Origin of the sequence: Acinetobacter kookii, from assembly GCF_900096895.1 — a bacterium.
GTDB classification, from domain to species: Bacteria; Pseudomonadota; Gammaproteobacteria; order Pseudomonadales; family Moraxellaceae; genus Acinetobacter; species Acinetobacter kookii.
Window position 1 is genome coordinate 235,491 of the sequence record NZ_FMYO01000003.1, and the last position, 13,944, is coordinate 249,434.

Consider the following 13,944-nt stretch of genomic DNA (forward strand, 5'->3'; position numbering starts at 1 on the left):
AACATCATTTGAGGTAAGACCCTATGGCGTTCAAAATGTTTGAACGCACTACGCTGCAACTGAGCATGATCATGCTCAGTTCTTTGTATGTGACGAATATTCATGCACAAACCCCACAATCATTGATTACTCCCGCAAGTCCGGAAGCATGTGTCGCCTTAGAATCCAATGCGGATCGTCTGGCCTGTTATGACACCTTGTTCAAAGTGCCGGAGACAGAAAAAATGGCACTGGTGTCTGAACGTCAGGCAGCCAATCAAATCGCACCTGCACCGACTGAACCGGAAACGATAAAAGATAAAATCAGTCATGGTGTAAGTAACATATTTGCGGTTGAGGGGCCAAAAATTGATCCCAATACGTCCTTGCTGGACAAGCGTTGGGAGCTGTCACCTGAAAGCAAGCTTGGAACCTGGAATATTCGTGCGCACCAGCCGGTTTATTTACTGCCAGGATTCTGGACTTCGGACAAAAATGAACGTCCTTCCAGTCCGAATGAAAACAACACGGTACAGCTAGGTGATGAGCAAAACCTGAAATCGATGGAAGCCAAGTTCCAGCTGTCTTTAAAAACCAAAGCAGTAGAAAACCTGTTTGGGGATAATGGTGATGTCTGGCTGGGTTATACCCAGTCATCACGCTGGCAGGTCTATAATGCAGATGCTTCGCGTCCTTTCCGTGAAACCAACTATGAACCTGAAGCCAGTCTGGTTTTTCGTACCAATTATGAAATTTTGGGCTTAAATGCACGTTTGCTGGGTGTGACCTTTAACCATCAGTCCAATGGTCGTGCCGATCCTTTATCGCGTAGCTGGAACCGCATGATCTTTAATATCGGTTTGGAGCGGGACAACTTTGCATTGATGTTACGTCCCTGGTATCGCATTGAAGAAAATGCAAAAGACGATAATAACCCGGATATTAAAAACTATATGGGGCGTGGTGATTTAACTGCATTCTACCGCAAGAATGATCATGAGTTTTCGCTGATGCTGCGTCACTCGCTGAAAGGCGGTAATGATGCGCATGGGGCAGCGCAGTTTGACTGGGCATTCCCGATTAGCGGTAAATTGCGTGGTCATTTCCAGTTGTTTGATGGCTATGGTGAAAGCCTGATTGATTATAACCATCGTGCGACGTATGTCGGTTTGGGTGTGTCCTTGATGAATTGGTACTAAATCACTGATGCTTAAAAAACCACTCTTTATGAGTGGTTTTTTATTGAATCGGGTTTAACCGATTTGAATATCTGCTGGTGGATGTTTCAAACGGCTCTTTTTCGGGGTGGCAATCAGGTAGGCCAGCGTCAGAGGTCCCAAACGACCCGCGAACATCAGCAAAATTAAAGCAAACAGACTAGCAGGCTGTAATTCACTGGTGATGCCCCGTGATAGTCCGACTGTACAGGCGGCTGAAACCGCTTCGAAGAGTAAATCCAGAAAGTCTTTGTTCGGCTCCAGAATAAGAAGTGTAAACGATCCTAAAAATATCAAGATCGCCGTAATGGACAGGACGGCAAACGCCTTAAATGAAGTCGCTTTTGAAACAGAATGATTAAATACCCGTAATTCTTCAGAACGGCGTAAGAAGGTAATCACGCTTAAAATCACAATAATAAAAGTCCCGACTTTAATACCCCCAGCGGTACTTAAAGAACCACCCCCAATAAACATCAAAATCATGGTCACCAGTGTAGAGGCATCTGTCATGCTGGCTACATCTAAACTGTTAAACCCGGATGAGCGTGGTACGGTGGCATGGAACCAGGCATTCAAGGCTTGATCCCCCAGGCTCATGCTGGATAGGGTGAGCGGATTATTGGCTTCCAAAGCCCAAATCACAATAAAAGCAAACAGGTTCAAGCCTGCAATGGTGGAGAGCATCAGTTTGCTATTGGGGCTTAATGTTTTCCAGCGTCGGGCACGCTTGATATCCATCAGCACCACAAAGCCAATACCGCCAATAATGTAAAGCATACTGATGGTAAAGGTAATCAGGTAATGATCCGCAAAACTCATCAAACTGTTGGGAAACAGGGAAAACCCGCCGTTATTAAACGCGGAAACACTATAAAAAGCCGCATAAAAAAAGGCACGGGAAAAATCGTATTCCTGCATCCAGGCAATGGTTAAAATAAATGTGCCAATCGCCTCAAAAAACAGAGAATATAACAGCACGCCTTTAATGGTGAATGACACTTTGGCCAGGCTGGTCTGGCCGATGGTTTCCTGTGCCATCATTTGCTGTTTGAGCCTGATATTAGAGGAAAGACTCAGCGCAGCCAGTATGGCAAAGGTCATAAAACCCAGGCCGCCACTTTGCAGTAACAGCATAATGACGATCTTGCCAAAGGTGGTATAGGCTTCTCCAACATTGACCACAGACAGCCCGGTAATGGTCACGGCAGAGGTTGAAGTGAACAGGGCATTGAGCCAGCTTAATTCACCATGATGCGAAATGGGGAGTTTGAGCAATAAGGTTCCGACTATAATAAAGCTCAAGAAACCCAGCGCCAGTAAGCTTGGAGGGCTCAGGTTAATCGTGTTAGGGCTTTTGTTTTGCGCTTGATTCATATTTTATTTAAACCGGGCAGACAGTTTTCTTAAGGGTTCAAGTTCACCCTCCACGACTAAGATATCACCTTCTTGCAGGATTAAATTAGGATCAATGTTATATAAAATTTCCTTGCCGCGTTTGTGCAGAATGGTTTTAATTGCCGGAATATTGCCCATCAGGTGATTGAAGCGCTCACCCTTCAAGCTGGCTTTAATCTCGATTTTGACAATGAAGTGATTGTCTTCCAGACCCATATAACGGCTGACCATCGGGTAGCTTAATGACTGGGCTACGCGGGTACCCATATCTTCTTCCGGGTGAATAATTTTACTGACGCCCAGATGGGTCAAAATCATGTGATGCGCTTTGGATTTGGCTTTGGCCCAAATTTTGTTCATGCCCATGTTTTTCAGATGCAGCACACATAGAATACTGGCTTCAATGTCTTCGCCAATCGCTACTACCACGGCTTCACAGTTTTGAATATTCAGTTCTCTGAGTACATGTTCATCAGTGGCATCTGCAATGACAGCATGGGTGATTTGATCTGAAATGCTCTCAACATTTCTTTTGTTGTTATCGATACCAATCACATCGTGATTTAAGCTGACCAGCTGGGTTGCAATGGTGGAACCAAAGCTACCTAAACCAATGACTGCAAATAATGCCATGCAACGTATTCCTTATCCATTTTTATATGGTTTTGATTCATGAGGTGTTATGGATCTATACACTAATTTTATAATTTTATGGTTCGTTCAGCTATCCAGCTTACAAAATTATTAATAACAAAGGCTTATTTTGAAAAGCATTGACCTGTATGACCCGAATGTTTTTAGGCATAAATCTATAAATTGGTGAATTGTGATTAATTGTGAAGAGTGTGAATTGCAGTATGTCATGAGATGGTCAAAAAACTGCTATATCTTTATAGGCATAATTCTATTTTTATAGGGAATGAAAATGGATGATAAAAAGATTTTTAAGATATTACAGGGATGGTATCCATTGCTGAAACATCAGGAAATTCCAAAGAAAAAATATAGAGGTGATTTTCAGCAATTTCGGACATGGCTTTCCACTGAACAGGCAGGCCAGCATGAGCATGCCTATTTAATGTCCATAGACGTTGAAAATCCTTATGAAAATGGATTGGAACGATGCGCAATGTTGCAGCATAAAAATATTGATATGGGGTTAATCCAGCAAAGCATTCGTAACAGGGCCACGCCTTTATATCAGCATTATCAGAAGCATAAAGAGGTCATTGGAAAATACTACAATGTAAATGCCCATGTTTTTGATATTGTTTTTGAGGAAATTTATACTTTTTTAAAGTTGCAAAATTTTGAATTGTTGATTATTTATGCCGAAACGGCCTATTGGATGGCCGTGCCCGATGAAGATGTCAGAATCCATAAATTCTGTAAGTCCTTCTCAAAACAATTTAAGCATGAAGGGATTTGTATAGAACATTATATAAAACTGGACTGCTTAAGATCGACTTGAAAACCATTTGAATTCTAAAAAAAGAGCCAATGAATGGCTCTTTTTTAATGAGTGGGCTTATTTCAAGAAACGCTGATAACCGAGGTTGTTGGTAATTTCTGCATATGGATAGGTGATACTTTCCAAGGTTTCGATTAAACCATCTGGATTTTGTTGAGCATCTTCTGCTTCAAGTCCTACAAGTACACGACCTTCGGCTGCACCGTGGTTACGGTAGTGGAACAGGGTAATGTTGTGGGTAGGTCCTAAACGTTCCAGGAAGGTGAGTAAGGCACCTGGGCGTTCTGGAAATTCCACACGGAACAGACGTTCATTTTCAATGTCTGCATGACCACCGACCAGATAGCGGATATGCAGTTTTGCCACTTCATCATCAGACAGGTCATCTACATCGTATTGAACTTTCAAGGTTTCATAAATGTCGTGACGTTCTTTTTCACCACCTTTCAAGCTGATGCCGACAAAAACCTGTGCAGCACTGGCATCACTGGCGCGATAGTTAAATTCCGTGATATTACGGCCTTGCAGGGCACGGCAGAAATTCAGGAATGAACCTTTTTCTTCTGGAATGGTCACGGCAAAAATGGCTTCTTTGCGTTCACCGAGCTCTGTACGTTCGGCAATATAGCGCAGGCGGTCGAAGTTCATGTTGGCACCGCAAACGATCGACACCATGTTTTTGCCTTCAAGTTTATGTTCAGCTACATATTTCTTGATTCCCGCCAGTGCCATGGCACCTGAAGGTTCTACAATGCTGCGGCATTCGTCATAGGTATCTTTAATTGCAGCACAGATCTCGTCTGTGTTCACCAGTACTACATCAGGTTCAACAATTGGACCCGAATTGTCTGATTTTTGCATGCGAATCACATCAAACGGTTTTTCACCAATTTGAGCGACCGCAGTACCATCAGCAAATAAACCTACCGAAGGTAAAATCACACGTTCATTGGCTTCAAATGCAGCTTTTAAACATGCCGATTCATCATATTCCACCGGAATGACTTTTACGTGTGGCGCAACATCGCCCAGGTAAGCTGCAACACCGGCAATCAAACCGCCACCGCCAACGGCAACAAATACATATTCCACATCACGCCATTGACGCAAAATTTCATTGGCAATGGTGCCTTGACCGGCCATCACCAGTTCATCGTCATAAGGTGGAATAAAGGTCATGCCATCTTCGGTAGCGCGTTGAATCGCATATCTGTTGGCCACATCGAAAGAATCGCCGTGCAAGACCACTTCACCACCCAAACGTTTTACTGCCTGGACTTTAATGTCAGGCGTGGTTTTTGGCATGACAATAATGGCGCGAATTCCCAGTTTTTTACCAGATAGGGCCACACCTTGTGCATGGTTACCTGCTGAAGCCGTAATAACGCCACGTTCCAACTGAGATTTCGGTAATTGACTAATACGGTTGTAGGCACCGCGTAGTTTAAAGGAAAAGACAGGTTGCAAATCTTCGCGTTTAAAGCGAATGTTGTTGTTTAGCTTTTCACTAATTCGTGGCGCTGCTTCGAGTGGAGTTTCGATTGCAACGTCATACACCGTTGCTTGTAATATTTGTCGAACCAAACGAGACAGCATGTTAATTTTCCATCTAACAGTTTAAAATAGGCCTTTATTGTAACAAACCCCTGTACATTTGGGCTGTTAAATCAGCAACAAATGTCAAAAAATAGTTGAGCCAAGTTATGAGTCTGTATGCTACCCAAGATGAAAAGAAACAAGCTGCTGCAAAAGCCGCTTTAAAACACTTGCCTAAAGGCGGGATTTTGGGAGTAGGTACAGGAAGTACAGTGAACTTCCTCATTGAATTATTGCCAGAATTGCAACTGGAAGCTGCGGTTGCAAGTTCTGAAGCGACTGCCGAGCGTCTGAAAAAATTGGGCATTGAAGTGGTCGACATGAACTCTGTAGGTGGTCTGGATGCCTATGTAGATGGCGCTGACGAAATTGACCGTCACATGCATATGATTAAAGGCGGCGGCGCTGCACTGACCCGTGAAAAAATCGTGGCATCGATTGCAAAGAAATTTGTCTGTATCGTGGATGATTCAAAATGGGTTGAGCAATTGGGCCGTGATTTCCCGCTTCCTGTAGAGGTCATTCCAATGGCGCGTTCTGCGGTAGCCCGTAAAATTGTTTCACTCGGCGGTGACCCGGTTTACCGTGAAGGTGTAGTGACAGATAACGGCAATGTGATTCTAGATGTGCACAACCTGAATATCTTGAATGCGCTTGAACTTGAAAAAACCATTAACAACATTCCAGGTGTGGTGTGTAACGGTATTTTTGCGTTGAATAAAGCCGATATTGCTGTAGTTGCCACAGACAACGGCATTGAAGAGCGTACTGCGGTTTAATCCATTAATTCAATAGATAGAATCCCCCTAAATCCCTCTTTGCTAAAGGGGGACTTTTAAAAGCCCCTCTTTGAAAAAGAGGGGTTGGGGGGAGATTAAAAAAACAAATGACCCTAAACAATCTACCTGAAATCCAGATTATCCGTCATGCGCGAGCGAAACGTTTGCGCTTGCGTGTTGACTCGGCCCAAATTCGTTTAACTGTGCCGTTACTGTGCAGCAAGCAAAAAATTCAAAACTTTCTGGATCAGGCTGAAGAATGGTTGCTGAAAACCTGGCAACAGCAAGCACAGCATATACAGCAGCAGATATTGCCGAATGAACTAAAGCTTTTTAATTTAGAGCAACCTTTACAGATTATTTATCAAGTTCAAAAACACTCATTTATTTTCGATGATCAGAATTTACAGCTATTCATTAGTGACCGTCAGCCTGAACAATATTTAAAAGCTTTCGTAATTGCTTATGCCAAGCAGCATTTGCCCATTTACTTAGAGCAAACCAGCCAGGAATGTCAGCTGAATTTTGGAAAATGTTCAATCCGACAACCGAAAACGCGCTGGGGGAGTTGCTCGGCCAAACATGACATTATGTTGAATGGTGGGTTGGTGTTGTTTCCTGAACAGGTGATCCGTTATGTCTGTGTGCATGAGCTGGCACATACCCGGCATTTTGACCATAGTCCAAGGTTTTGGGCAGAGGTGGGGAAACATGATGCCAATTATCAGCAACATCGCAAAATTTTAAAAAGTACTCCAATGCCGTATTGGTGGTGAGTTAATAAGTTAAGATATGAAAATTGATATTTTATGTTTATATTTTCGATTAATATACTGATAAACCTTAAAGAATTAAAGATAAAATGGAAATATTTCAGCAATTTATTAGTTACATAGATACTAACTTTCGTCCATTAATTGTTTTGATAAGTACTTTATTGGCGCTATTTTTTTATTGGAAAAAAATAGGAAATAATATTGTATGTAGTTTTAAGGTGAGCAGTGATAGATTATCTTCTACTAGAATTGATGATCTTGTCTTAACAAACAAAAAAGATAAGCCAGTACCTATATATGCAATTCATGCCGTTTTTGATAAAGAGTTGTTGTTGACATTGTGTGAATGTAATCCACCATTAATTCTTAAACCTTATGAGTCTATTGCTGTTAATACTGAAGCTTATAGTAATTTATTTATTGGGGCTGATGCATATTATCCTGAATATATTGATGCTGAAATATTAATTGAGTCTGTAAATGGTTTAATAAAGTGTAAATCTCATTTTTATAATAGAAATTTGCTAAATAGCGATTTTAGAAGAATAATGAAATCTATTTCAAAGTTTAATGGTATTGTTCATTCAGGCAATTTTAGCTATGTACTTATATACAGATTTGAAGATAAAGTGCATACGACATTTATACATGAATCTGGATTTTTAGAGAATGATTGGTCATTTGATTATAATAAAATTGGTATTCCTGTAGATTTTAAACTCGATGAGAAAATCATAAATAAATTTTTAATCGATTGTAAATATGCGGAACTTTTTACTTCTTATAATATTTATAAATATGATTGCAGATCATATGATTTGGTTTTTTCTTCTACTGCTAATAAGGTTTCTGAATTATCCATTAGATGAAGGGTAGTACAGTCCATTTTTTTCTAATCAAAATAGTTAACCTTGAAGTGTGTTTGCAAACTTAACGCAAAAAAAATTATATGAAGATAACATGATAAAAAACCACCAACACCGAGCAAAACAGTTTAGAAAACGTGAACTTCCTGTCATACTACGCAGTTACGAAATGGAAACTTTTGATTTGAGGTAGTGATCGTGATTACTGTTGGTATTGTCGGTGGTACAGGTTATACAGGCGTTGAATTGTTGCGTCTTTTACTACGACACCCAAATGTACAGGTAAATGTACTGACATCACGTACCGAAAATGGTCGCCGTGTCGATGACATGTTCCCAAGCTTGCGTGGTCATACCGACCTTCAGTATTCAGATTTGAACATTGATGAGCTGAAAAAATGCGATGTGGTTTTCTTTGCAACCCCACATGGTGTAGCCATGAAACATGCGGAAGAACTGGTGGCAGCGAATACTAAAGTCATCGACTTGGCGGCAGATTTCCGCTTACAGGACTTGGCACAATTTGAAAAATGGTATGGTCTTGAGCATTCCTGCCCAGATATTTTAAAAGATTCCGTTTACGGTCTGTCAGAACTGAACCGTGACAAAATTAAAAATGCCAAGGTGATTGGTAACCCGGGTTGCTATCCAACCACTGTGCAACTTGGTCTTGCACCATTATTTAAACAAACTGAAGCATTGGTGAAACCGGAAAGCATTATTATTGATGCGAAATCCGGGGTGTCTGGTGCAGGTCGTAAAGCCAGCCTGGGCATGATTTATTCTGAAAATGCCGATAACTTTAAGGCCTATGGCGTTGCAGGTCACCGTCATCATCCTGAAATTGTGGAAGCACTGGAAAATATTTCCGGTCAAAAGGGCGTGTTCGATCACATCGTCTTTGTACCGCATTTGGTGCCGATGATCCGTGGCATGCTCAGCACGATCTATATTGATTTGACAGATGCAGGGGATGCTGCGGACTTGCAAAGCCTGTATGAACAGTTTTATGCCAATGAACAGTTTGTGGATGTAATGCCTGCCAACAGCTCGCCAGAAACACGTTCGGTGCGTGGTGCGAACCAGCTCCGAATTGCCTTGTATAAACCGCAACCGAAAAAACTGATTGTGTTATCTGTACAGGACAATCTGGTGAAAGGTGCGGCAGGACAGGCGGTACAAAATATGAACCTGATGTTTGGCTTTGCTGAAAATGCAGGTCTTGCTGGAATTGGTTTATTACCATAAAAAACGTTTTTCGACTTCACACACATTTGGATTTGGATTTAAATGTGTGCTTTGAATGAATCAAAATTAGAGATGACGATGCCGAATACTGAATCAAATACTCCGTCACAGCTGTCTTTCCTGAGTAAAAAACCTTTTTTAAAAGGGAATTTGCCGTTGGCAATTGGTGCTGCCATTTTGGTAGCAGGCAGTGGTTTATTGGGTTATTCGGTTGGGCATCGGCAAGGTTTGACTGCAGTGGGCTATGAAGCAGATGCAGAACAGCTGGTCGAAGTGGTACAAAAGCAAAAGAGCAGTTTGCAAACACTGAACAAGAATTTGAATCTGGCTGTACAGGAACGTGATGTTGCAGTCAGCAATTCAAATGATTTGTTTGTTGCTTTGAATCAGGCTCGTGAAGATAAGGCCCAGTCTGAAGGTTTGGCTGCAATCTACCGGGAAGTGTTACGCCAGCGTGGTGGTTTAAGCCTGACCATACAAAATATCGGCATTAAGCCCTTGCCGGAAAATGCTTATGAATATCAACTTGATCTGGTTCAAGTCAGTCCGAATCGACGGGGGATTTCCGGAACTGTAGAGTTGCGCTTGATTCAAGGCACTGAAGTTTTAGTGGTTCCTATGGAAGACAAAAACTTTAACTTTGAAGATTATGAACGCTTAACCGGACGCTGGACCATGCCTAAAGGCTTTACGCCACAATTCATTGAAGTGCGTTTAAGCGGTGCAACAAGTACACCAGTGATTAAACGTTTTAGTTGGGGTCGTGGCAAACCGATAGAGAGTCAATCGGCATTTATTTCTGAAATTCCTCAAGCAGAAGCAAATGCACAATAAATGTGAATTAAAAATCCTATGCGAATGAATAAGCGTCATCATTGTTTAAACACCCTCAAGAATTCTTTTCATCAATCGGGATATGTCGACTGGCATATTAGTCCACGCTTAAGTAATGACTCGCAGGATGATTCAGAAGGGACTGACGGGGATATTGCGGTACAAACCGCTCCCCCTGAATTAAAACGTCCACCCTTGTATGCTGTCGTCTTAATGAATGACGATTACACCCCTATGGACTTTGTAATTGAAATTTTACAACAATACTTTGCTTTGAATCTTGACCAAGCGACCCAAGTAATGCTAACTGTACATTATGAAGGGAAAGGTGTTGCAGGCGTTTATCCACGAGACATTGCGGAAACGAAAGCGAACCAAGTCAATAATTATGCTCGGTCTCAAGGTCATCCATTACTTTGCCAGATTGAGCCAAAAGATTAAGGGGATTACATGCTCAGTCGTCAATTAGAAGTATCCTTACGTTTGGCTGTCAGCATGGCTCGTCAAAAGAGACATGAGTTTCTCACGGTTGAACATTTATTGTTGGCTTTACTGGATAATGACTCTGCGGTAAATGCGCTGAAAGCATGTGGAGCAGACATTATCGTTCTTCGTAAAGAACTGGAAGAATATGTTGAGCAACACACCCCTAAATTAGGCGAACATAGCGATCAGGCGCCACATCCGACTGAAAGTTTTGACCGTATTCTGCAACGTGCAATTTTCCATGTGCAATCCAGCGGTGGTGATCGTACGGTTGAAGGTGCAGACATTCTTGTTGCAATGTATTCTGAACGTGATTCTTTTGCGGTTTACTTGCTTAAACGCCATCAAATTAACCGTTTAACATTAACTCAATATTTATCTCACGGTACACGTAAAGAAGACGTACAGGCTGAAGAGGAAGTGGAAGAGCTGGATGGAGAAACATCAAGTTCGTCAAATGCAGGTCCACTGGATTTATACACCACCAATTTGAATGTGGAAGCGCAAAAAGGCAAAACAGATCCTTTGATCGGGCGCGAAAAAGAAATCGAACGTACGGCACAAATTTTATGCCGTCGCCGTAAAAACAATCCCTTGCTGGTCGGTGATCCGGGTGTGGGTAAGACCTCAATTGCAGAAGGCTTGGCTTGGTTGATCGTTAACGGTAAAGCACCTAAGCCACTTGCAAATGCAGAAGTATATAGTCTGGATATTGGTGCCTTGGTTGCAGGAACCAAATATCGCGGTGACTTTGAAAAGCGCCTGAAACAATTGCTGAATGCGTTAAAAAAGAAACCGGAAGCGGTGCTATTTATTGATGAAATTCACATGATTATTGGCGCTGGCTCAAGTATGGGCAGCACCATGGATGCATCAAATTTAATCAAGCCGGCATTATCGAATGGAACTTTACGTTGCATCGGTTCAACCACTTTTCAGGAATACCGTCAGGTGTTTGAAAAAGATCATGCATTGTCTCGCCGTTTCCAGAAAATTGATGTCAATGAACCTTCTATTCCAGAAACCATTGATATCTTGCGTGGCTTAAAATCCAAGTTTGAAGATTTTCATCACGTGCAGTATGAAGATAAAGCTTTGGTTTCTGCAGTGGAGTTATCAGCCAAGTTTATTAATGACCGTTTCTTGCCAGACAAAGCTATTGATGTGATTGATGAGGCAGGGGCTCAGCGCCGTTTGAAAGCTGAGCAAGACGATACGTTAATCACGGTTGAAAACATTGAAGATATAATCTCCAAGATTGCGCGTATTCCACCGAAAACCGTATCCAAAGATGACAAAACGGTGCTTTCCAATCTTGAGCGTGATCTTAAACGTGTGGTGTTTGGTCAGGATGAAGCGATTGAGGCATTGTCTTCAGCGATTAAATTATCACGTGCCGGCTTGAAATCACCGGATAAACCGGTTGGTAGCTTTGTTTTTGCAGGTCCAACCGGGGTAGGTAAAACTGAAGTAACCAAGCAATTGGCAAAACTGTTGGGCGTAGAACTGGTCCGTTTCGATATGTCGGAATATATGGAGCGTCATGCAGTTTCGCGTTTAATTGGTGCACCTCCGGGATATGTGGGTTTCGATCAGGGTGGTTTGCTGACCGATGCGATTCATAAGAGTCCACATTGTGTATTGCTGCTGGATGAAATTGAAAAAGCACATCCGGATGTATTCAACTTATTGTTGCAAATTATGGATCATGGCTCCTTAACAGATAATAATGGTCGCAAGTCAGATTTCCGTAATGTGATTCTGGTGCTCACCACCAATATCGGTGCGGAGAGCATTTCACGCGTCAGCATCGGTTTTAGAGAGCAAGACAACAGCAATGACAATCAGGAAGCGATGAAACGCGCATTCTCTCCAGAATTCCGTAACCGTCTGGATGGGGTGATCCAATTCAAGGCATTGCCAACCACAATTATTGAAAATGTCGTGGATAAATTCCTGACTGAACTTCAAGCACAGCTGGATGACAAAAAAGTCATTCTTGAAGTGGATAAGAGTGCACGTGAATGGATGGCTGAAAATGGCTATGATCGTTTGATGGGTGCTCGTCCAATGCAACGCCTGATTCAGGAACACCTGAAAAAACCGCTTGCTGAAATGATTCTATTTGGTGAATTGGCAGAACATGGCGGTAATGTTGCGGTTTCTGTGAAGAAAGAAAATGGTAAAGCGGTCGGCCTGAAACTGGAAGTGTTTGAAGATCAAACAGCGGAACCTGCTTAATCAAGCCAATGAATAAAATAACCCGTGTTTGCACGGGTTATTTTATTTTACTTGCTCGCATTCTGATCCTTTCCTGAAGATAGAAAAACTGAAAATTTAAAATTATGGATATTCAACTGAATAAGGTTATTACCACATGCCTATTATTTTTAGTCACTGCTGTGATGGAGATTTTAGGCTGTTATTTCCCTTATCTGATTCTGAATCAAGGAAAATCCCATTGGTTATGGTTGCCTACGGCTTTGGCTTTGGCGGTATTTGTCTGGTTGCTGACTTTGCATCCTGCTGCCTCGGGGCGAATTTATGCAGCCTATGGCGGCATTTATATTTTTACCGCTTTAATGTGGCTACGTTTTGTTGATCATGTCACTCTGACACGTTGGGATATGCTAGGAGGATTGGTGGTCATACTGGGTGCGATGCTTATTATTTTACAGCCGCAAGGTTTGATACGTTAGTCAACTAACGTATCAAGATACTCTCTTAAAAAGAACATTCACTATTTTTAATTTTAAAGTCATAGTTTTTACTTTCTGATGACAACTTTAATTCAACATGGTAGGGATTGACACGCTGAAATTCGTTTTCAAACAATAAGCTGCAGTTTTGCAGGATATTTTTTCTCAGCAGTTTTTTGACTTCCTTATCCCCCACATCCTGAGCAAACTGGGCAAAATCAGGCGTGGTGATAATGCTTTCAATCTTTACTTCATTCGCGCTCATTTGGTACTTTTCCATCAACATGTTTTGATCGATCTGGAAAGGCAGGGTGCGCGAATCTTCATCACTGATTACATCTAAAATTTCATTTAGGGCTTTGCGGTCTTTAATTTTATAAGATGAATCCAGAATCTGCTTTTTAACAAAATATTGATCAAGTTCGGTGGCTTTGGCATGTGCGGTATTGAATATGAGAAAAGTACTGAAACAAAAAAATATTGTTTTAAATGGCATGATCATCATCACTTAAAATGTTTATGATCTAAATTAAACAATTTATAGGCATAAAAAAAGCACCCGAAGGTACTTTTTTAGAAAACTTTAGTTCGAAAA

Annotated in this window: 14 protein-coding genes; 10 read left to right on the forward strand and 4 right to left on the reverse strand. The window is 41.6% G+C overall.

Annotated features, from left to right (window positions below; all coding sequences use genetic code 11):
• Window positions 1-23: 23 nt before the first annotated feature.
• Window positions 24-1,178, forward strand: coding sequence for a phospholipase A (locus tag BLP85_RS07255; protein WP_092819446.1), 1,155 nt, complete (start codon window positions 24-26; stop codon window positions 1,176-1,178).
• 54 nt (window positions 1,179-1,232) lie between these two features.
• Here BLP85_RS07255 and BLP85_RS07260 read toward each other — a convergent pair whose 3' ends face one another.
• Together BLP85_RS07260 and BLP85_RS07265 are read right to left on the reverse strand one after the other, a co-directional pair.
• A complete protein-coding gene (locus BLP85_RS07260; RefSeq protein ID WP_092819447.1) occupies window positions 1,233-2,573 on the reverse strand; it encodes a TrkH family potassium uptake protein in 1,341 nt (446 codons plus the stop codon).
• A 3-nt stretch (window positions 2,574-2,576) separates the two neighbouring features.
• A complete protein-coding gene (locus BLP85_RS07265; protein ID WP_092819448.1) occupies window positions 2,577-3,227 on the reverse strand; it encodes a potassium channel family protein in 651 nt (216 codons plus the stop codon).
• Window positions 3,228-3,519: 292 nt separating this feature from the next.
• Here BLP85_RS07265 and BLP85_RS07270 point away from each other — a divergent pair, with 292 nt between their 5' ends.
• Complete coding sequence (locus BLP85_RS07270) at window positions 3,520-4,065, forward strand: hypothetical protein (RefSeq protein ID WP_092819449.1); 546 nt, start codon at window positions 3,520-3,522, stop codon at window positions 4,063-4,065.
• Between the two features lie 57 nt (window positions 4,066-4,122).
• On the opposite strand, the gene ilvA is transcribed toward BLP85_RS07270, so the two are convergent.
• Window positions 4,123-5,661, reverse strand: a complete 1,539-nt coding sequence (ilvA, locus tag BLP85_RS07275; protein ID WP_092819450.1) for a threonine ammonia-lyase, biosynthetic — start codon at window positions 5,659-5,661, stop codon at window positions 4,123-4,125.
• A gap of 107 nt (window positions 5,662-5,768) precedes the next feature.
• On the opposite strand from ilvA, the gene rpiA reads away from it, so the two are divergent.
• From rpiA to BLP85_RS07315, 8 genes are all read left to right on the forward strand, one after another.
• On the forward strand, window positions 5,769-6,440 hold the full coding sequence (rpiA, locus tag BLP85_RS07280) for a ribose-5-phosphate isomerase RpiA (protein ID WP_092819451.1): 672 nt from the start codon (window positions 5,769-5,771) through the stop codon (window positions 6,438-6,440).
• Between the two features lie 107 nt (window positions 6,441-6,547).
• Window positions 6,548-7,216 carry a M48 family metallopeptidase gene (locus BLP85_RS07285; protein ID WP_092819452.1) on the forward strand — a complete coding sequence of 223 codons (669 nt, stop codon included), beginning with the start codon at window positions 6,548-6,550 and terminating at the stop codon, window positions 7,214-7,216.
• Between the two features lie 86 nt (window positions 7,217-7,302).
• Window positions 7,303-8,085, forward strand: coding sequence for a hypothetical protein (locus BLP85_RS07290; RefSeq protein WP_092819453.1), 783 nt, complete (start codon window positions 7,303-7,305; stop codon window positions 8,083-8,085).
• A 189-nt stretch (window positions 8,086-8,274) separates the two neighbouring features.
• On the forward strand, window positions 8,275-9,330 hold the full coding sequence (argC, locus tag BLP85_RS07295; RefSeq protein WP_171259673.1) for an N-acetyl-gamma-glutamyl-phosphate reductase: 1,056 nt from the start codon (window positions 8,275-8,277) through the stop codon (window positions 9,328-9,330).
• A 72-nt stretch (window positions 9,331-9,402) separates the two neighbouring features.
• Window positions 9,403-10,164: a DUF6776 family protein gene (locus tag BLP85_RS07300; protein ID WP_171259681.1), complete on the forward strand. Its 762-nt coding sequence runs from the start codon at window positions 9,403-9,405 to the stop codon at window positions 10,162-10,164.
• Window positions 10,165-10,182: 18 nt separating this feature from the next.
• Window positions 10,183-10,605: an ATP-dependent Clp protease adapter ClpS gene (clpS, locus tag BLP85_RS07305; RefSeq protein ID WP_092819455.1), complete on the forward strand. Its 423-nt coding sequence runs from the start codon at window positions 10,183-10,185 to the stop codon at window positions 10,603-10,605.
• Between the two features lie 9 nt (window positions 10,606-10,614).
• The gene (gene clpA / locus BLP85_RS07310; RefSeq protein WP_092819456.1) at window positions 10,615-12,891 is read left to right on the forward strand and encodes an ATP-dependent Clp protease ATP-binding subunit ClpA; all 2,277 of its coding nucleotides are present in this window, start codon (window positions 10,615-10,617) and stop codon (window positions 12,889-12,891) included.
• A 104-nt stretch (window positions 12,892-12,995) separates the two neighbouring features.
• Window positions 12,996-13,349 carry a YnfA family protein gene (locus BLP85_RS07315; RefSeq protein WP_092819457.1) on the forward strand — a complete coding sequence of 118 codons (354 nt, stop codon included), beginning with the start codon at window positions 12,996-12,998 and terminating at the stop codon, window positions 13,347-13,349.
• 25 nt (window positions 13,350-13,374) lie between these two features.
• On the opposite strand, the gene BLP85_RS07320 is transcribed toward BLP85_RS07315, so the two are convergent.
• The gene (locus BLP85_RS07320) at window positions 13,375-13,845 is read right to left on the reverse strand and encodes a hypothetical protein (protein WP_228143263.1); all 471 of its coding nucleotides are present in this window, start codon (window positions 13,843-13,845) and stop codon (window positions 13,375-13,377) included.
• Window positions 13,846-13,944 lie beyond the last annotated feature (99 nt).